Here is a 20,173-nt window from a genome sequence, read left to right as displayed (position 1 = left end):
CTTCTCTCCTAGTCTAAAACGCGAGTGCCACCTGCAACTTCAGCGATATAGAAGCTTGGAGCATATCCAACGACTTCCTCATAGTGCTTGCCAACAGCTGCTTTAAAGGCCTCAACAGCATCTTTTCGCACCAAGGCAATGGCACAGCCACCAAATCCTGCCCCTGTCATACGAGCACCCAGAACACCTTCCTGAGCCCAAGCTGTGTGAACAAGGGTATCCAATTCCAAGCCAGTTACTTCATAGTCATGCTCCAAAGAAACGTGAGATGCATTCATCAAGCGACCAAAGGTTTCCAAATCACCTGCTTGAAGGGCTGCTTGAGCTTTAAGAGTACGTTGGTTTTCAAGCACAGCATGGCGAGCACGTTTTAAGCGATTTTCATCTTTAATCAGATAGCTGTATTGGTCAAAGGCCCACTCATCCAATTCACCCAAGGTCTGAATATCCAAGGCAACTTGCAATTCTTCCACAGCTTTTTCACACTCAGCACGGCGTTCATTGTACTTAGAGTCCGCCAGTTCACGACGTTTGTTGGTGTTCATGATAACAACGACATTGTCCTTCAAATCAAGTGGCACCAAGTCGTACTCCAAAGTGTTGGTATTCAGGTAAATGGCACGTTGGTCAGCACCCATACCGATGGCAAACTGGTCCATGATACCAGAGTTTACTCCGATAAAGTTGTTTTCTGTTTGTTTTCCGATTTTAACCAAATCCAAACGGTCTAGTTTTAAACCAAAGAGATGCTCTGCCACAACCCCTGTCAAGAGTTCCAAGGATGCTGAAGAGGACAAGCCTGCACCATTTGGGATATTCCCATAAACATAAAAATCAAACCCTTTGTCAATCACATGCCCAGCTTCTTGCAAGAAATGAAGAACCCCTTTTGGATAGTTGGTCCAGCTGTGCTCTTTTTCAAATTTGAGGTCAGCAAGAGGCACTTCGATGATACCCTTGTCCTCAAAGTTGGCTGAGTAGAAACGCAAAACTTGATCGTCACGCTTGCGAGCTGCACCATAAGTTCCCAAAGAAATAGCAGCTGGAAAAACGTGACCACCGTTGTAGTCCGTGTGTTCACCAATCAGATTGATACGACCTGGTGAAAAGAAAGTTTGGTCTGCTTCTTGACCAAAAACGGCAAGAAAATCTTTGCGAAGGGCTTCAGTAGTAAGATCTTGTGTCATATGATTTCTCCTTTGACTGTCCGTTAAGTCATCTTAACGTGTAATCGTTTTCTTCTATTGTATCCAAGGGATTTACCAAGGTCAATCCTTTTTACTAAACTTTTACTAAACTATCAGTAAAAATCAGAAAAATATGATATACTAACCTAAAAGGAGGAGGATTTATGGCTACCTTAAAAGACATCGCACAGCTAGCCTCTGTCTCTATTGCGACCGTATCTCGTGTCCTCAATCGCGACCAGAGCCTATCTGTCACAGAAGAAACCAGACACCGTATTTTAACCGTCGCGGAAGAGCTAGGCTATACTAAGCACCTCAAGACAGGCGAATCCCACAAACCAAAGCAAAAGATTGCCATTATCCAATGGGTCAGCGAACAAGGGGAGTTGGAAGATCTCTACTACTACCAGATTCGTCTCGGTATTGAAAAAAGAGCCCAAGAGTTGGACTATGATATCTTGCGCTATTTTAATGACCATCCTTTTACACTGAGCGAGGAAGTGATTGGCATTCTCTGCATCGGAAAATTTAGCCGAGCTCAGATTTCTGCCTTTGAAGAATACCAAAAACCTATAGTCTTTATAGACAGCGATACCCTCTCATTAGGTCATACCTGTATTATCACTGACTTTTACACTGCTGTGAAACAAGTTGTAGACCATTTCCTCAGCCAAGGTATGAACCGTATCGGAATTCTCACAGGTCTTGAAGAAACAACCGACCAGGAAGAAATAATCCAGGATAAGCGACAAGAAAATTTCAAAGACATTACCCAAGCAAATGGAATCTACCATGAAGAACTGGTTTTTCAGGGGAGCTTTACGGCCCAGTCTGGCTATGACTTGATGAAGGAGGCCATTCACAAGCTAGGAGAACAACTCCCACCAGCCTTTTTCGCAGCCAGCGATAGTTTGGCCATCGGCGCCCTCCGTGCCCTCCAAGAAGCTGGAATCAGCCTGCCAGACCGCGTCAGCCTCATTTCCTTTAACGACACTAGCCTAACCAAGCAGGTCTATCCTCCCCTCTCTAGTATCACGGTCTATACTGAGGAAATGGGCCGAGCAGGCATGGATATTCTTAATAAGGAAGTTCTACACGGTCGCAAAATCCCTAGCCTAACCATGCTAGGAACTAGACTGACTTTGAGAGAAAGCACTCTGCCATAACTCCACAAATTAAACATGACAAAAAATCCTAATAGAGAGTCTCACATCTCCATTAGGATTTTCTTTTTTAGTTCATCACAATCATAGACTTAATGGTCTTACGTTCGTCCATATCTTTATAAGCTTGATCAATATCTTCTAATTTATAGCTTGAAGTAAAGACGCGACCTGGATTGATATCACCATCCAGAACAGCTTTTAGTAATACTTGTTTGTTATAAGTTGTGACAGAAGCTGGACCACCGCCGATTATTGTATTTTGACCAAAGGTTGAGCCAATGGCACGATTTTCATAGTGCGGTACGCCAACAAAGCCTAAACGTCCACCATTGTGAAGCACTCCAAGGGCTTGATCTACGGCTGCTTCAGTCCCAACACATTCAAGGGCTGCATCTGCTCCACCTCCAAGGATTTCACGGACTTTGGCAATTCCCTCTTCACCACGTTCAGCCACAACAGCTGTCGCACCTGATTCCAGAGCCATCTTTTGGCGATCTTCATGACGACTCATAAGGACAATTTGAGAAGCTCCACGCATCTTAGCTGCAATGACAGCACATTGGCCAACAGCCCCATCCCCGATAACGACCACCTTGTCGCCCTTTTGCACATTAGCAACACGCGCCGCATGATAGCCTGTCGGCATGACATCAGCAAGTGTCAAAAGTGACTTGAGCATGCCTTCGCTATAATCTGAAGGTTGACCTGGAATTTTCACAAGTGCCCAATTAGCAAAGTGGAAACGGATGTACTCTGCTTGGACCCCGTTAGACCAGTTGGTGCCAATATGGCGGTCACAAGTCCCATCATAGCCAGCGCGACAGGCATCACACTCCCCACAGCCATGGGTGAAAGGTGCGATGACAAAGTCTCCTGATTTTACTGTAGTAACGTTCTCACCAACTTCTTCGATAATTCCGATAGCCTCATGACCGCTATTTCTATGTCCTTCTTCGATTTCTGGATTACGGTAACTCCAGAGGTCCGAACCACAAACGCAAGTACGGACAATGCGGATAATAGCATCATCTGCTTCTATAATTTGCGGACGTTCAATTGTAGCAAGTCCAACCTTGCCTGCCTTTGTATATACTGCTGATTTCATTTAAAATTTTCCTTCCTTGTAAAGTTTAATTTTGAGATTTAAGCGATTTAAAGCCGTCTGTAACTGAGAAAAGCGCTCTTCTAATTTTTTCTTTTCCTCTTCTAAAATACCAAGCCTTCCCTCTCGCGTTTCATCCCCCTTTTGGTAGAGCGACATATAGTCAACTAAACTGTCTACAGAGACACCCGCCGAACGGAAACACTTAATAAATTCCAGTGCTTCTATATCCTGATCTTGAAAGTCACGAATCCCAGTTGCAGTTCGAGTAATCGGTGGCACAAGACCAACTCGCTCATAATACCGAATCGTATCCGCTGAAATTCCCAATAAGTCGCTGACAGATTTAATATTCATATACTAGCCTCCTTTCATATCCTTCATTGAATTTAAGCAATGATAACTCACTTATCTTATTATACAACTTTGAGTTGACTCCAAGTCAAACATTTTGCATCTAAAAGAAAAATTCTTTTAATTACCAAATTTTTAAAATATTTAAACTGGAAAGAAAATACTCTATTTCAAATAACATAGGGGTTCAATCATTCTTGACTCTATACTAATGATGCCCATGCTTCTGCTCTAACTCTCTCACTCTCCGTCTATGTTGCGCATGATTGCTTTGACTGCTATCTACTTCAATAGTGATATTCTGCACGCCTCTTTCTTCTAAAAATTGACGCACTACTTCTTTGGTTTCCATCATCTGTTCCCAGTCCTTGATACAAATGTGAACAATAGCATTATTCTCTAGACCATCCATGGACCAAATGCTAAGTTGATTAACACTTTTGACATTGGGTAGAGCCTCTAAATCTTTCTCCAAATCACTTGTCTCGACCCCTTCTGGCACAGCATCTAGGAAAATTTTTAGTGCACTCCAAAAGCGTGGAATGGCTTTCGACAGAATAAAGATGGAAATGACCAGAGATAAAAGCGGATCGAGGATATACCAGTCCGTAAATCGGAGGATAATCGCCATTAGAATGACAGCCAACCAACCAAGAGTGTCTTCCAGAAAGTGTAGGCTAAGAATTGACTCGTTCTTTGTCTTTCCTTTACGAACTACCAGACTTGCTAGCACATTAATGGCTACTGCAATGATTCCCAGCCAGAGGACACCTTCCTCATTGACGGGTTGCGGGTGAGCAAACTTTGTGATATTTTCCAAGATCACTAGGACAGACCCTATCATAAGAATCACAGCCGTTAGCATGGCCCCTAAAAGACTAAAACGTTTGTAACCCAAGGTGTACTGTCTATCTTCTTCAAGATTGGAAATCGTTTCTAAAAGGGCAGATATGCCAATGGCTATAGCATCTCCCAAGTCATGAACAGAATCAGCAAGAACTGCACTCGAACCAAAGATTCCTCCTGCGATAAACTCAACAATCGCATAGCTTAAATTTAAGAAAAAAGCTAACCAGATAGATGTTTTAGAACTCATTTCTCTCCCTCCTTTGGTATAATGGGTATATACATACTTCTTTCATTTGTATTATCTAATAAAATCCAAAGAAAGGATAGAAGCAAACTGTCAGTCCTGTTCAGTTCTGAACAGTTTGTCACTAGTGTCTATATGACAAAAAGAGACCGTCGAGTCAGCAAGACGAAAAAAGCCATCTACCAAGCTTTTTTACAACTTTTGAACGACAAGGGCTATGATGCCACTACTGTTCAGGATATCATTGACCTAGCAGATGTTGGGCGCTCCACTTTTTACTGTCACTACGAGAGTAAGGAACTCCTTTTAGATGAGCTCTGTCGCTACCTCTTTCATCATCTCTTTGAAAGGGAAGGACACTTGACTACCGAGGACTACCTCGCACATATCTTTTTACATTTTCAGAAAAACCAGGACCATGTCACCAGTCTCCTTTTTTCCAAAAACGACTACTTCCTCCGCCAACTACACAGGGAACTCAAACACCACGTTTATCCCATGGTGGCGGATGACTTGCAAGAAGCCTATCCAAACATTCCGGACTCCTACCTCCAGCATTTTGTTGTAACGAACTTTATCGAGACCCTAACTTGGTGGCTAAAAAAAGGAAAATCTTATACCGAAAACCAAGTGGTGAAATTTTACCTTGATGTAATAGAGATGACCTCTACAACTCCACTTGATAACTAAGCCTGAAACTCAGAAAGGAACCAACTATGTTAACTTCGATGATTCTAGGAATACTAACAATTGTACTAGCTCTCGCCTTCTCATTGCTTCACCTTGCTGCTGCTTTTTCAGCCATGAAACAAAAGAACTACAGTCTGGGAAACACGTGCATCTTGGTTGGCAGTTGCCTCACATCTCTGGCTCTAGCCATCTTTTACTTCGTTCCAGTTGCAACCATTCTTCTATGGATTGTGGGTTCGAGTATCGTCTGCTATGGAGCCTACTGGAACGGCCAACAGAAAGAAAAGCAACATATCTCGCACCACATCGTTCGTATAACGACCGCTATTATCATTACGGTATTATTCATTTTGCTCTAACACAAAAAGGATCAGATGATCCTTTTTTACTTTTTAAGCGCTTTTTGCTGCCTTGCTCCACTGATACCAACCAACTAGACTATTAATCAAGTAAATCAGGTATTTTCCTTGGATTTGCAGGCTTTCTCCCCACCAGAGATAGATAGAAAAGACATTTGTAGCTGCCCAGAATATCCATTGTTCACGGTAAACAGCTGTCATGAGGATTTGCCCTACCCCGTTGGTCGCATCGGTAATGGAATCGCGATAAGGACGATTGGCTCCGATAGACTGATAAATGAATCCAAATACCAACCACCAAAGAACACTAATGGAAAGATACTTTGTCCAACCCTTGCCGTCTAGTTTACGTGCGACAAACTCTTGTTGTTCTTTCTTAAACTGGGCTTGATAAATCCAAACCAAGAGACCAATTGGCTTCATAATTGTAAAATAGAGAGTTGTTAAAACTTCACCATAGAAGCCTTTTTGAAGGGCAAGCACCAGATAAATGATGGAAATAATCAAACCAAATAGGTAGTTACTAGCACGACCTTCAGATACAAAGATGACACAGATAATTCCAGTCAGGCTACAAATCATCCCAACCCAGTCAACAATGCGGTGTTCATAAATCAACTCAAGCCAGATTGGAAAACTTCCTAAAACTAGCAGGTAAAGCCACTGGGAAAAACTACGATTGGCAAAGAGGTCATTCCAGATAGCCTTCATAGTTCCTGAAAATCCTAAATCAGCCATAGCAGCAACCATACGGCGGTAACCGCCAGACATTTCACCAAGAGTAATTTTGATATTCTTGAGTTTTGTTTACAAATAAGTCGTCATATTTTCTCCTTTTGTTTTTAAAGAGCCGTGTCTGGATAGACTTTCGGACGCAACGCTCTATTATATATCTACTGAACTGTCTATACACAGGATTTCCATCCTTAGTCGACATGAGCTGGAAATCTCTATTTGTTAAGTAGTTCACAACACATTATACACCTATTTTGTGAATAGTCAAGTGTATTTACAGTAAAATTTTAGAAAATCCTGAAAATTTCCTCTTATTTTCCATTTTGAAAGACATTCAGTAACTCTAATATCAAAAAAGCCCAGACAAGATTGTCTGAGCATTTTTCTATATGGTCGTTTAAGCAAGTTGAGTTTGACATTTTCAAACTATTTCTTCAACAAACCTTGTTCTTGTAAAAACTCCTTGGCTACTTGTTCTGCTGACTTGCCTTCAACACCGACTTGGTAGTTGAGCTGGCTCATCTGGCTTTCCGTGATTTTACCAGCCAATTTATTGAGAACTGTCTCCAACTCAGGATGTTTCTTGAGAAGAGCTTCTTTCATGAGTGGTGCCCCTTGATAAGGCGGGAAGAGTTGCTTGTCATCCTCCAAGACCTGTAAATCATAACGTGCCAACTCTGCATCTGTCGAATAGGCATCTGTGATTTGAATATCGCCTGACTGAATTGCCTGATAGCGAAGAGCTGGCTCCATGGTCGCTACGTTGAGATTGAGACCATACATTGATTGCAAGCCCTTATTTCCATCCTCACGGTCATTAAATTCGAGAGTAAAACCGGCCTTCAACTGTCCTTCCACTTTTTTCAAGTCCGAAATGGTTTTCAAGCCATATTCTTGAGCAATCTTTTTCGGAACGGCTACAGCGTAGGTGTTTTGATAAGACATAGGTTTTAGATAGGCCAGATGATCCTGTTTGGCAATGCCATCACGCGCCACTTGATAAACCTGATCTGGCTCATGACTCACTTTCGGTGAGGGCTGAAGCAAACTTTCAGTCACCGTACCGGTAAATTCAGGATAGATATCAATATCCCCTTTTTTCAGAGCTTCATAGAGGAAGCTAGTTTTCCCAAAATTCGGTTTAACAGTCGCAGTCATACTGGTATTTTCTTCAATCAGCAACTTATACATATTAGCCAAAATTTCGGGTTCTGGTCCCAATTTCCCAGCAATCACCAAGTTTTCTTTCTCTTTTTGAGCTAAGAGGGCTGGACTATAAGACAGACCGAGTAATATGGTCACCAAGGCAAAACCAGAGAAAATCGTTCTCAATTTTGCTTTTTCCATCACTTTTAGTAGGAAGTTAAAGGCAATGGCCAGCACTGCAGAAGAAAGGGCCCCAATCAAAATCAGACTGGTATTATTGCGGTCAATTCCCAAAAGGATAAAGGAACCCAGTCCCCCTGCCCCAATCAAGGCTGCCAAGGTTGCCGTACCAATAATCAAGACCGCTGCCGTCCGAATACCAGACATTATGACAGGCATGGCAAGTGGAATTTCAAACTTCTTGAGACGCTCCCACCTGGTCATCCCAAAGGCAATCCCAGCCTCTTGTAGACTTGGATCAATCCCCTTTAGTCCAGTGATGGTATTTTGCAAAATCGGGAAAATCGCATAAATCACTAGTGCTGTCAAAGCAGGCAAGGTTCCAATTCCCATCAAGGGGATAAAGAGTCCCAACAAGGCCAGAGACGGGATAGTCTGGAAAATTCCTGCAATCTGCAAGACCCAGTCCGCCAACTTCTCATGATAGCGAAGATAAACAGCCAAGGGAATAGCAATAAAAATAGCTAGTAATAAGGTCAAAAGCGACAACTGCAAATGTTGAGATAGAGCTGTTACCCAATCACCAAAACGATCCTGAAAAGTTGATATCAAATTAGTCATGAACACTACCTCCAAACAAGTCTGCTACAAAGTCTGTTGCAGGAGCTTTTAAAATGGTCTCAGGGTTCGCCACCTGACGAATCTCTCCATCCTGCAAGACAGCAATACGATCACCTAATTTCAAAGCTTCATCCGTATCATGGGTCACAAAAATCGTTGTCATCCCAAACTCTTTATGCAATTCTTTCGTCAAAACCTGCAACTGTTTTCTCGAAATAGCATCCAAGGCTGAAAAGGGCTCATCCATGAGGAGAATCTTAGGCTGACCAATCATGGCACGGACAATGCCCACCCGCTGCTGTTCTCCACCAGATAGTTCACTAGGAAGACGATTCCCATACTCAGCTACTGGTAAACCAACCTTAGCTAAAAGCTCTTCTGTTTTCTGAGCAATTTCTTCCTTAGTCCAGCCCTTCATCTCCGGAATGAGAGCAATATTTTCTGCAACCGTTAAATTGGGAAACAGAGCAATGGCCTGTAAAACATAACCAGTAGAAAGACGAAGTTCACGCTCATCATAGTCTTTGATTCGCTTGCCATCCATATAAATATTTCCATCAGTTGGTTCCAAGAGACGATTAATGATCTTAATCATGGTCGTCTTACCGGACCCAGAAGGCCCAACTAAAACCATAAACTCCCCATTCTCAATCCGTAAATTGACATCTCTCAAAACATCTTTTTCTGTGTAGCGTAGCGCTACATTTTTGTATTCTATCATTCTTTGTCCTCAATTTAAAATTTTCCTCGGTTTGTCAAGTTACCAAACTTTTAATAACTAATTTACCCCATTCTAAACCTCATTTTCCTGCTCTTTCAGATTAGCCAAAATTCTTTCTTGAAAACCTTCAAACTGACGAATTTCTTCCTCTGAAAATCCTTTGTAACAGATAGTATCCAATCTCTGACTGACACGTTGCCCAACTTCTTTCTGGGACTTGCCCAACTCTGTTAAAACTAAATACTTCTTACGCTTATCTTCTCCACACGGACTGACAGTTATAAGATTTTGCTCCTCTAACTTTTTTATCATAGTCGTCAACGTATTATTAGCAAGCCCAGTCGCAAGCGCAATATCTGTCGCAGTTGCACAGCCCGTCTTACTATTCCATAAAACCGCTAAAATCTTTCCCTGCTCACTCCGATAAAGAGAGTCAGGGTCTTGTCTCAGTAACTTTTGAAAAAGCCGCCCATTCAACAAACGAATATGATGGGCTACCAAATGACAATATTTCATGAAACCTCCAATTTATTTCTATATCGATACGAATAAAAAACATTATAATACTTATTATTCCAATTGTCAACTATTTCGATTTAGAACTAATTTTTCTCAGTAAAAAATCTCCTACTCAAGGTAGAAGATTTCAATCTTATAAACTTAATCCGTCATGTCTGATACCAAGGTTCGACGCTCCAATGGAATACTGCACATAACTAACAAGAAAATGAAACCTGACTGAATCCAGAAAAGGGCCAAGTCAAAGATTCCATGCACAGCAACCACTGTAAGGAAAGATAGATAAAGACCGATAATTGGACGTTTCCCCGACTCCTGACTCATATCCATCATCAAACGAACAGGAGCAACAGAAGACAAAGCTAATAAAATGGTTCCCACAATTCCGTAACTCAGAATCGTATCAATATAAAGGCTGTGAGCATGTTCATGATAAGGAGCATTTATCCGAGGATAAGAGTGCATATAGGTCAATGGCCCCTCCCCCCAAAAAGGATTTTGCTTAAACAAGGCCATCCCAGCATCCCAGATAGAAATGCGTTCTTCCATAGAGGAATCTAAAGTCCCCATCCGAACTCCCAAATCACTAGAAAAAAGGAAACTCAAGCCAATCGCAAAGACCCCGATACTAAGCCAAAAGGCCTTCCAGTTTTTAATGGTTGTAAAGAGATAAATGATGGCTCCAGCGATAATAGCAGGAAAGGCAGTTCGATTTTGAGTAAAGTTCAATCCAAAGAGATTAACAAAGCCTGCAATCACACAGAATACCTTCAACCAATTCAACTTGGTCGTTGTAAAGAGATAGAAGGCAATCATGATACAGAAACAACAAATAATTCCATAGTAATTAGGATTAAAAAAGGTCACTTCTGCCCGATTCTGATGCCATACCTGCATATTGGGCGAAAGAAAGGCATAGTTAAATTTCTTTACAATTTGGAAATGCTCCAAAGTAGCAAAAACAGCAGAGAGCACACTACCAAACAAGATTGTCTGCAGTATCAGTCGAAAGAAAGCATGTGTCAGACGTTTCTGGTAGAAGCTAAAGAAAATGAGGAAGAGAAACATCAGTAAAGATGCAACCAATCCAAGCCAGTTCTTGGCGACGATAGAGATGATACTACTGTAGACAATAAAAAAGAGAAGTACAGGATGTTTGGCTAATCCTTTGATAATTCCCTTCATCTCCCCAGTAACAAGTAAACCTATCAAATATAAAGCAAAGAGTGATAAGAACAAATAAAAAGGTAAAAAGATACTCATGATCATCAGATACAAAAAGAAATCTTTTTTCGAAAGCCCTCTTATCTTATCCAGTAATCCAATTGATTTCAAAACGGATCCTTTCTGTTCTGGATTTCTCCAGAAGATAAATGCTAAACTATCTTTATATTCTACCATTTTTTCCGTCATTTGGGAACAATGAACACGTTTTCGCCACAAAAAAAATCTTTCATTAATATGGCACTAGAACTGAATGTTTCTACCGTTTTCCACTACTTGATAGGTCTGACTTTGCAAATCAATTTCTGCTACTGCTGTTACGGACTTGTCTTTATTTTGACGTTTGATTACAATGCTGTGAGCTGTTGGTGTTTCAATGTCAATAGTCCCTTCTAGGTCAAAGGCCTCTGACCGATTACGGAAAGAAAATAGATTGAGAAGGGACTTCACCACAGGACGTTGAACTTCTTCTGCTATTTCCTCATTGCTATAGTAATGACGATTAATATTTCGACCTTCTTTGGTTTCTTCTAATAATTTCAAGTCATTTTTTCCTGCTAATAGACCCACATAGTAAACCTGAGGAATGCCTGGCGCAAAAGCTTGAATCAAACGAGCGAGGAAGTACTTGACATCATCATCTCCAAGTGCAGAATAGTAGGTTGAATTGATTTGGTAGATATCTAGATTGTTATACTCTGCACTAGAGTACTTACGTTTGACATTCGCTCCAACCTTATAGAGCTCATTTGAAGCATAGTCAATTTCCTCATCGGTCAGGATATCCTTGACATCTACCACTCCAATCCCATCATGGGTATCTAGTGTCGTAAATTGCTTCATCGGGCTCATCTTTAACCACTTAGCTAAGCGCTCTGTTCTGGAACTGTAAAGAGTATAAAGGGTCACCATTGGAAGGGCAAAATCGTAAACATAGTAATCATGATCCGCTATTTTAAACTGAATCGAATAGTGTTCATGAATCTCAGGTAAGAGCTCTGCACCGTATTCAGCTCCTATATCCCGGACCTTATCCAATAAGTCCCAAATATCTGGTTCCACAAAGAAATCATTGGTATCCAATTTCTTCACCGCATAAGCAAAAGCATCTAGGCGAATCAAATCACACCCGTTACTTGCTAGATGTTGAATCGTCTTACGGATGAAGCTCATCGTTACTTCTTTGGTCACATCAAGATCAATCTGCTCCTCACCAAAGGTATTCCACAAATGTTCTACTGAACCGTCTGCAAAAACGATCTCTTGCTTTGGTGCACGATCCTTACGCTTGTAAATTAAATCTACATCAGCCTGTGTCGGACGGTTCTCTGGCCAAAACTTATCCCAGTTTAGAAAGAGATCTTTAAATTCACTGTCTTCATGTTTTTCTTGATAGTCCTTATAATACTTAGATTGACGAGAAATATGATTAATCATAAAGTCAAACATAAGATAATATTTCTCACCTAAACGCTTAACATCCTCCCAATCACCAAACGCTGGATCCACTTCATCATAGTCCACTGGTGCAAATCCGCGATCACCTGTTGACGGGAAAAATGGTAGAAGGTGAACTCCCCCAATAGCATCGCCAAAATGTTCTTCCAAATTCTCATACAAGTCTTTAAGGTTATTTCCAAGACTATCTGAGTAAGTAATCAACATAGTTTTATTTTGAATGGTCATAGATGTTCTCCTTTTTCTGATGAAAGCCAAGTCTTATATGACCTGGCTTCGTAAATGAAAGATATTTTTAGATTTTTGTTCAGTACTAATATAGACTGCAATCAACTAAATACGACTTTCTTGTTTTCTACATAGAATTGCCAACAAGCTGAACCGTTCCTCTATGTATGGAATTATAGATTCCATAAGCACTTTCTTACTTCACTGCCCCGTTACTCATTCCTGAAATGATATGTTTTTGGAAGATGAGGTAGACAATGGTTATCGTTACAATTCCCACAATATAAGATGCAAAACTTGGGCCATAGTCATTGAAGTACTGACCTTGATAGTTGTATTGGAAGAGAGGTAAAGTCCACATCTCAGAATCCTTATTCAGAATCAAGAGTGGCAACATAAAGTCATTCCAGAACCAGAGAGCATTGATAATCAAAGTTGTCGCATGCATGGGCTTCAACATTGGAAAAATGATTCGACGATAAATTGTAAAACGATCAGCCCCATCAATTTCCGCAGCTTCGTCCAAACTATCTGGTACACTGATTTTTATATAACCAACATACAAGAAGAGAGTCTGTGGAATAGCATAAGTTAGGTAGAGTATTACTAGCCCCCACATATTTGCTAGGCCGAGTTTACTCATCATAACTGTGATAGGAATCATAATCACCTGAAATGGAACAAATATCCCTAAGATCAAGAGCGAATACATAATGGCAAAGGCTTTTTTCTTGGACATATTTCGAGCAATGGAATAAGCTGCAGCTGGTATAAAGAAAGCTACTACAATCAATGATAACACCGTAATAACTGCTGAATTCCAGAAATAGCCTCCAATTCCGTCCGAAATTAATCGTTCATAATTACTTAAGGTAAAAGGATTGGGCAAACTAAAGAAATGATTCATGATATCCTTAGTTGTCTTGAAAGAACTAAATACCGTTACCAACAAAGGAACAAGTATAAGAATACCACCGACTATCAAGAGGACGTATTTCCAAAACTGATTCAATTTTTCTTCTTTTTTCATGTGTAGGACTCCTCTATTAGATTTCAAATTTCTTTGATAGCTTGATTTGTATAAGAGAAACAATTCCAATAATTAAGAATAAAATCAAGGCAATTGCATTCGCATATCCATATTGATTACTCTTGAAAGCATAGTTGTAGACTAAAAGTCCAAGAGACGTTGTAGCATTATTTGGACCACCACTCGTCAAGGCAAAAATTTGGTCAAAGGCTGTCAAACCGGACTTAAGAGCCAAGATAAAAACCATAGAGATCGTTGGCAATAAATAGGGCAATTCAATCTTCCAAAAGGTTTGTTTACTGGTTGCACCATCAATTGATGCTGCCTCTAAAATATCATTTGGAATACTCTGAAGACCAGCAAGAAAGAGAATGATTGGCATTGCTACTCCTTGCCATAGAAGAACAAAAATAGTTGCCACTACCGCTCCGACTGGTGTCCCCAATAGACTCTCTTGTAAAAAGCTAATTCCTAAAATTTTTCCAATCGTTGGAAGCCCATAGTTGAAGAATTGTTTAAAAATCAAGGAAACTGTCAAACCAGACAAAACAGCCGGGAAAAAGAACCAAGCTCTAAAGAAGGTCTGCCCCTTCATCTTAGAATTTAAGGCTCGTGCCACAACCATCCCAATCGTAATCTCTCCAATAATCAATGCCAGAGTTAAAATCAAAGTAAAGGCTATGGCTGTGAAGAATTTCCCATCAATCATCAGCAATTTGTAGTTATTCAAACCAACAAATTTATAATTATAGGTCAATCCAGTCCAGTTAGTCAAACTATAGAAAGCACCTTGTACCATTGGAAAGTAAAAGAAGATAGCTTGTAAAGCAAGCGGGATAAGCAAAAATGTCCAACCCCAGTATTTATTTAAAAATTTTCGAATAGCCATATCATCTTAACTCCTATTCTAGTCCAAATCTGCCTTCATTGGATTAAAGAAAGCATTGAGATTGTTTGCCATATTTTTCAGATTTTTATCCATCAGGTAACCTGCACTTAGATTAAAAAAGTCTTCTTCAGAGTTCCAGCGTTGGCCCAACCAAACATAATGTTTGTCCGTAAATGCCAGTTTAGAAATAGCTGCAAGCGCTGAATCTTCTTTTTCCTGTATGCCTTTTACCGCAACAGGTGATCCATCTACATCATAGTATGACTGCATAGCTTTTGGACTAGTCATATAGCTGATAAATTCTTCGGTTTCCTTAGGGTGTTTGGAAGTAGCTGAAGTTGATAATGCCATATCTCCTGCACCAACAGTGACTTCTTCTCCTACTTCTTCTCCAGGAAAGGCAAACATCCCTACCTCAAATTTTGGATCCTGTTGATTAATTGCCGCTAATGCCCATGATCCTTGTGGCATCATCAAAGCTTTTTCACTCGAAAATGCTACCACCGAATCATTATAAGAGGCACCACGCCAACCATCTTGAGCATTATCTGCTAATAAATCGAGTCGTTCTGCATCTGCTTTTAAAATAGCATCATCTGCAGAGATCGCGTTTGGTTTTGAAAAGCGAAGATAGTTATTAGCCGCGTCTCCACTACCTGTAAGAGTAATGAGAGAAAGTTGGTGGTAACCATTTAATGTCCAGCCTTCATTGCCTGCAACCGCAAATGGAGAATTCCCACTATCTTTTATCTTTTTAACAATCTCTTGAAACTCTTTAAAAGTCCTCGGTTCCTCAAGTCCTAATTCTTTAAACTTCGTTTTATTGTAATAGATTCCATAAAGGTTGGCCGTTAAAGGCACACTATAAATCTTGTTATTGATTGCATACTTTTCGGCGTAGTCATTCTTGATGTTCTCAAGATAGGGTTTTCCTGTCATATCTGCAAAATAGCCTGCCTTCGCCCACTCCTGAAAATCCATATTTTGAGGATAGATATTAATAATATCTGGAACATCTCCTGATAAAATACGAGTCTTTAGCACAATTCCAGCTGAAGGTACTGTAGTCAGCTTCACATCAATATTAGGATGTTCCTTTTCAAAATCATCCACTATCTTTTGCAAGGTATCTGCCATCTCGGTCTTCTGGTTAAAAAACTCAATCGTTACCTTGCCATCAGTTGATTGATTGTTCTGACCACAAGCCACTAGGCCTAGTAAACTTGCCCCAGCTACTAAAAGAAAACCTGCTTTCTTATACCATTTCATTGGAATGCCTCCTTGATAAATTTATACGCTTTTATTATAGTCTTTTGAATTTATACTGTCTACTCAAAAAATCTCCTGGTGATAGGGTAACAGTTAAACCTGCATACATGAGCTCTGCACCCGAGTAAACAATGTTTGTCTCTTCCAGCTCATAAAGCCCTTCCACTTCTAAGTCTTTCAGTTTCAAGGTGGTTTCCATTGTTTCCACAACTGATAAGACTCGGACATAGGTTACAATCGTTTGATCTTCATAGTTAAATTGAACTGCTGCTTCATTGGATTCAGCATCGGGATTGATTAACCTATACTGGTTTCCCAACTGGACTACTGGTCGCAATTCTTTATACAAGTTCACCTGATTAGCAATCTCAGCTTTCTCTTCATCTGATAAACTTGTTAAATCAAGCTCGTAGCCCAGATTTCCCATCATGGCTACATGACCACGAGTTTCCAATGGTGTCATCCGTCCCATCTGATGATTTGGTACTGCTGACACATGAGCTCCCATAGAAATGGTTGGATAGAGATAGGATGAACCATATTGGATTGGTAAACGTGCAATAGCATCAGTATTATCACTAGCCCAGACTTGTGGGAAATAACGCATCATACCAAGATCATTACGTCCACCACCACCAGAGCAGGACTCAAAGAGAATATGACTGTGTTTCTCTGTCAGATAAGAAACGAGTTCGTAAAGTCCCAACATATACTGATGAGACTGCATCTGGGTTTCCAGATAAACTGAACCATTCCCCAGATTAGTGATATTGCGGTTCATATCCCATTTGATGTAGTCAATTTTATGATGAGAGAGGAGTTCATCTAAAACATTTTTCAAATATTCTACTACCCGAGGATTGGCAAGATTAAGTACTAATTGATTTCGAGAATAGGTATGCTCATAACCTGGAACCTGAATAGCCCAGTCAGGATGTTTACGATACAAGTCGCTATCAACAGAAATCATCTCAGGTTCTAACCAAAGCCCAAACTGCAAACCTCTTTCATGGATCGCTGAAATCAGACTTTCTAGACTTCCACCCAGTTTTTTCTCATTCACAACCCAATCACCTAAAGCACGATTATCATCAAAGCGATTACCAAACCACCCATCATCTAATACAAAAAGTTCTATTCCAACTTTCTTAGCTTCATCAGCTAGTTCTAACAGTTTTTCTCTCTGAAAGTCAAAGTAGGTAGCTTCCCAGTTATTGATTAGAATTGGACGCTCTTTTTTAGAAAATTTACTTGGCATAATGTGCTTAAGTACAATATTCTGACTTTCATGACTGATACCAGTTAATCCCTTATCTGAATAGGTCACTAAACCTACCGGTGTTTCAAAATTTTCCTCAGGATCTAACTTCCAAGAAAAGTTTTCTGGATTAATTCCAATAGCCACCCGAACTTCATTCAACTGATTCTTTTGGACAAAAGCTTCGAAGTTTCCACTATACATCAGTTGTAGAGCAAACACATTCCCAGCATCCTCTGTAACTCCTTGATCACATAATAGAAGAGCTGGTGTTTGAGCATGCCCAGAAGCTCCACGGTTCGAACTAATCGAAAAGATTCCTTGCTCTACCTGTTGACGTCGGACAGTCTTTTCACGAGCATAAGCTCCCTGTAAAGTCACTATTTCGTAAGCTGCAGCGGGAAAATCAGCCATAAAAGAAAAGTCCTTATGAATGACAACTTCCTGATTACTATTATTCTCCAATTTGCTGTAACTAGCAATTGTCGCATCATTATCAAAAGCTGTATAATACAAAGTCAGACTAAGTTTAGCTTGAGGATCTTTTAAAATCAAGACAAGCGTCTCTGTAGCATCCATGCTGTGAGGAGAAGGTAAGCCCTGTGGACCATTCTGACCTTTTAAAATCTTTGCTTTTACAAATCGAAAGTCTGTTACTTCAGTTGCATCATGTTGAACCTGTAAAGTTGGTTTTCTAAAGTCACCCAAACCATGTTGTCCAAAAATCTGACGTTGCGTATCCAAACTAAAGGTTCGATTAGTAGCTATGGGATTACCAGAAAAAGCATGATCGCGTTCATAAACACTATTAGCCCCTCTATAGTTCTTAATAGTTTTTCCTAAATGTTTTAATAATAAGAATCCATCCCTATTTTCAATAATCAAACTTAAACCTTTACTCTCAACGTAAAATAGATTATTCTCTATTCGAATTCCCATAAATTGTACCTCATCCATTTCTTGATAAAATTTTAGCACATAAAAGCGCTTTCTAAAATAGAGAAATGTATACAAAGTATGGTAAAATGTTAGGTAGGAGGTGGCCCATGCTCGTTTTTTCAGAATACCAGACTGGAACAATTGATCTTTCTCTTAGCTTCTACGGTTATGAAGAATGCACGCCTAATTACTCTTTTGGCCCAGCTATTCGAGATACCTATGTACTCCATTACATTACTAAAGGAAAAGGTCAATTCCATTATAAGGGGAAAATTGTTGATTTAAAGGCAGGAGATTTCTTTTTACTAAAACCAGATGAATTAACATTCTATCAAGCAGATAACCAGGATCCTTGGGCTTACTACTGGTTGGGGATCACTGGAGGGAGGGCACCTGACTACTTTGCTCTATCTCAAATTTCTGACCAATCCTACCTCACCCAGTCAAATAACTGTCATACACAAACAACTGCAAAACTCGTTGAAAATATTGTCCGTTTCGCTCAGATTACAAAATCAAATGAATTGGCTCAACTCCACATCATGGGACAACTCCATGAACTAATGTTTCATCTAGGAACGATTGCTCCCAATCAGAAAAAAGAGAATATTTCATCAACTCACCAGCTCTATCTTGACTGCAAACAATTAATTGATAGTCACTATCCACGATCGCTCACCATTCAAGATTTAGCTAAAGAGCTATCGGTTCATAGAAGTTACTTAACTAGTGTGTTTAAAGAATTTCACCAACTCTCTCCAAAAGAGTATTTACTTTTCGTTCGAATGAAGCGTGCGCAACAGTTACTAGAACACACAAATGAAACGATCAAAGTCATTGCATATTCTGTAGGTTTTTCAGACCCACTACATTTCTCAAAAGCCTACAAACAGTTTTTTCATAAAACACCTAGTCAAACTCGAAAAGAATACTCTCATTCCCTCTCAGCTAGAAAGGAAAATCAATGAAATCACACCAACTAGTCTACCAAATATTAGCTAGAGAAAACGATTATGTTAGCGGAGAAAAAATCGGAGAAGAACTGAATTTAAGCCGTACATCTATATGGAAAGCGATCCAACGTCTTCAACAAGAAGGCCTAGAAATTGATAGTATCAAAAATAGAGGCTACAAGCTTATTCAAGGAGATCTGATATTACCTGATTTGATTCAAGAGAAAACCAACTTAACCATTCGCTACAAACCTAAGACCAAATCAACCCAAACAGATGCAAAAGAAGGGATTGAAGCTGGAAACAAAGGAAATACACTCTATCTTTCAACCTGTCAAACAGCAGGTCGTGGCCGCTTTCAACGTCCCTACTATTCTCCATCTCAGGGTGGGATCTATATGTCCCTGCATATTCAACCCAATCTTCCTTATGAAAAACTCCCTTCCTATACTCTCCTTGTAGCTGCTGCAGTCTACAAAGCCATTAAAAATCTAACTATGATAGAAGTAGATATCAAATGGGTAAATGACATCTACTTTAAAAATAAAAAGATAGCAGGTATCCTCACCGAAGCTATGACATCAGTTGAGACAGGCTTGGTTACAGACGTCATTATCGGACTTGGTATAAATTTTTCTATAGCAGACTTCCCAGAAGACCTAAAAGAAAAAGCAGGCAGCCTATTTATGCCACCTGCACCAATTAGTCGTAATGAGCTCATCAGCGAAATATGGAATTGTTTCTACAATACGGATTCAGATGAGCTACTTTATATCTATAAAGAAAGATCAATCGTTCTTGGAAAAGAAGTTACTTTCCAGCTAGACGGAAAATTTGAGAAAGGTCTTGCAAAAGAAATCTCAGAATCCGGCCAACTTCAAGTCGAATTTGAAGATAAACATACTATCTGGCTAAATAGCGGAGAAATATCACTAACAAGTTGGTAATAAACAAATCCCCCTTTTAATGATTTAGAAGGGGGATTTACATACAAAAAAAGAGCCCAACAGCTCTCTTAACGTACGGAGAATGGGGGATTCGAACCCCCGCGC

Annotated in this window: 19 protein-coding genes; 5 read left to right on the top strand and 14 right to left on the bottom strand. The window is 40.0% G+C overall.

Annotated elements, in window-relative coordinates; genetic code table 11:
• Positions 1–8 precede the first annotated feature (8 nt).
• Positions 9–1,187 (bottom strand): galactokinase, encoded by a 1,179-nt coding sequence (locus HMPREF2655_RS06480; RefSeq protein WP_045616738.1) that lies wholly within the window; start codon positions 1,185–1,187, stop codon positions 9–11.
• 164 nt (positions 1,188–1,351) lie between these two features.
• Here HMPREF2655_RS06480 and galR point away from each other — a divergent pair, with 164 nt between their 5' ends.
• Positions 1,352–2,353 (top strand): DNA-binding transcriptional regulator GalR, encoded by a 1,002-nt coding sequence (gene galR, locus HMPREF2655_RS06475; protein WP_000212536.1) that lies wholly within the window; start codon positions 1,352–1,354, stop codon positions 2,351–2,353.
• 67 nt (positions 2,354–2,420) lie between these two features.
• On the opposite strand, the gene HMPREF2655_RS06470 is transcribed toward galR, so the two are convergent.
• The 3 genes from HMPREF2655_RS06470 to HMPREF2655_RS06460 form a co-directional block, all read right to left on the bottom strand.
• Complete coding sequence (locus tag HMPREF2655_RS06470) at positions 2,421–3,458, bottom strand: alcohol dehydrogenase catalytic domain-containing protein (protein WP_000833726.1); 1,038 nt, start codon at positions 3,456–3,458, stop codon at positions 2,421–2,423.
• Positions 3,459–3,812 (bottom strand): stress response transcriptional regulator NmlR, encoded by a 354-nt coding sequence (nmlR, locus tag HMPREF2655_RS06465; RefSeq protein ID WP_001022654.1) that lies wholly within the window; start codon positions 3,810–3,812, stop codon positions 3,459–3,461.
• A gap of 205 nt (positions 3,813–4,017) precedes the next feature.
• Positions 4,018–4,905 carry a cation diffusion facilitator family transporter gene (locus HMPREF2655_RS06460; protein WP_070838224.1) on the bottom strand — a complete coding sequence of 296 codons (888 nt, stop codon included), beginning with the start codon at positions 4,903–4,905 and terminating at the stop codon, positions 4,018–4,020.
• Between the two features lie 132 nt (positions 4,906–5,037).
• Between HMPREF2655_RS06460 and HMPREF2655_RS06455 the strand changes: the two genes are divergently transcribed.
• Entirely contained in the window at positions 5,038–5,592 is a 555-nt protein-coding gene (locus HMPREF2655_RS06455; protein WP_000166618.1) for a TetR/AcrR family transcriptional regulator, read from the top strand.
• Positions 5,593–5,618: 26 nt separating this feature from the next.
• Positions 5,619–5,951 (top strand): hypothetical protein, encoded by a 333-nt coding sequence (locus HMPREF2655_RS06450; protein WP_000958147.1) that lies wholly within the window; start codon positions 5,619–5,621, stop codon positions 5,949–5,951.
• 33 nt (positions 5,952–5,984) lie between these two features.
• Here the strand turns inward: HMPREF2655_RS06450 and pnuC are convergent, their stop codons facing one another.
• From pnuC to HMPREF2655_RS06400, 10 genes are all read right to left on the bottom strand, one after another.
• Positions 5,985–6,722, bottom strand: coding sequence for a nicotinamide riboside transporter PnuC (gene pnuC, locus HMPREF2655_RS06445; RefSeq protein ID WP_070838222.1), 738 nt, complete (start codon positions 6,720–6,722; stop codon positions 5,985–5,987).
• A 390-nt stretch (positions 6,723–7,112) separates the two neighbouring features.
• Entirely contained in the window at positions 7,113–8,633 is a 1,521-nt protein-coding gene (locus HMPREF2655_RS06440) for an ABC transporter permease/substrate-binding protein (RefSeq protein WP_000183011.1), read from the bottom strand.
• The gene (locus tag HMPREF2655_RS06435; RefSeq protein ID WP_000575224.1) at positions 8,626–9,354 is read right to left on the bottom strand and encodes an ATP-binding cassette domain-containing protein; all 729 of its coding nucleotides are present in this window, start codon (positions 9,352–9,354) and stop codon (positions 8,626–8,628) included. Before HMPREF2655_RS06435 ends, HMPREF2655_RS06440 begins: the two co-directional genes overlap by 8 nt.
• A 72-nt stretch (positions 9,355–9,426) precedes the next feature.
• Complete coding sequence (locus tag HMPREF2655_RS06430; RefSeq protein ID WP_000872571.1) at positions 9,427–9,870, bottom strand: MarR family winged helix-turn-helix transcriptional regulator; 444 nt, start codon at positions 9,868–9,870, stop codon at positions 9,427–9,429.
• A 144-nt stretch (positions 9,871–10,014) separates the two neighbouring features.
• Positions 10,015–11,208 carry an O-antigen ligase family protein gene (locus HMPREF2655_RS06425; RefSeq protein ID WP_070838361.1) on the bottom strand — a complete coding sequence of 398 codons (1,194 nt, stop codon included), beginning with the start codon at positions 11,206–11,208 and terminating at the stop codon, positions 10,015–10,017.
• A gap of 132 nt (positions 11,209–11,340) precedes the next feature.
• On the bottom strand, positions 11,341–12,783 hold the full coding sequence (gtfA, locus tag HMPREF2655_RS06420; RefSeq protein ID WP_070838220.1) for a sucrose phosphorylase: 1,443 nt from the start codon (positions 12,781–12,783) through the stop codon (positions 11,341–11,343).
• A gap of 196 nt (positions 12,784–12,979) precedes the next feature.
• Positions 12,980–13,813, bottom strand: coding sequence for a carbohydrate ABC transporter permease (locus HMPREF2655_RS06415; RefSeq protein WP_070838219.1), 834 nt, complete (start codon positions 13,811–13,813; stop codon positions 12,980–12,982).
• 16 nt (positions 13,814–13,829) lie between these two features.
• Positions 13,830–14,702: a carbohydrate ABC transporter permease gene (locus HMPREF2655_RS06410; RefSeq protein ID WP_033584257.1), complete on the bottom strand. Its 873-nt coding sequence runs from the start codon at positions 14,700–14,702 to the stop codon at positions 13,830–13,832.
• Positions 14,703–14,720: 18 nt separating this feature from the next.
• Complete coding sequence (locus tag HMPREF2655_RS06405) at positions 14,721–15,971, bottom strand: extracellular solute-binding protein (protein WP_070838218.1); 1,251 nt, start codon at positions 15,969–15,971, stop codon at positions 14,721–14,723.
• A gap of 34 nt (positions 15,972–16,005) precedes the next feature.
• Positions 16,006–18,168, bottom strand: a complete 2,163-nt coding sequence (locus HMPREF2655_RS06400; protein ID WP_070838216.1) for an alpha-galactosidase — start codon at positions 18,166–18,168, stop codon at positions 16,006–16,008.
• Positions 18,169–18,275: 107 nt separating this feature from the next.
• Here HMPREF2655_RS06400 and HMPREF2655_RS06395 point away from each other — a divergent pair, with 107 nt between their 5' ends.
• Both HMPREF2655_RS06395 and birA read left to right on the top strand, forming a co-directional pair.
• The gene (locus HMPREF2655_RS06395; RefSeq protein WP_000959977.1) at positions 18,276–19,136 is read left to right on the top strand and encodes an AraC family transcriptional regulator; all 861 of its coding nucleotides are present in this window, start codon (positions 18,276–18,278) and stop codon (positions 19,134–19,136) included.
• On the top strand, positions 19,133–20,068 hold the full coding sequence (birA, locus tag HMPREF2655_RS06390; protein ID WP_070838215.1) for a bifunctional biotin--[acetyl-CoA-carboxylase] ligase/biotin operon repressor BirA: 936 nt from the start codon (positions 19,133–19,135) through the stop codon (positions 20,066–20,068). Before HMPREF2655_RS06395 ends, birA begins: the two co-directional genes overlap by 4 nt.
• The last annotated feature ends 105 nt before the right edge of the window (positions 20,069–20,173 follow it).

The sequence above is a fragment of the Streptococcus sp. HMSC066F01 genome, from assembly GCF_001837335.1.
Lineage (GTDB): Bacteria > Bacillota > Bacilli > Lactobacillales > Streptococcaceae > Streptococcus > Streptococcus oralis_S.
The sequence above is the reverse complement of the archived record's forward strand: the minus strand, read 5'-3'. Positions and strand labels throughout refer to the sequence as shown.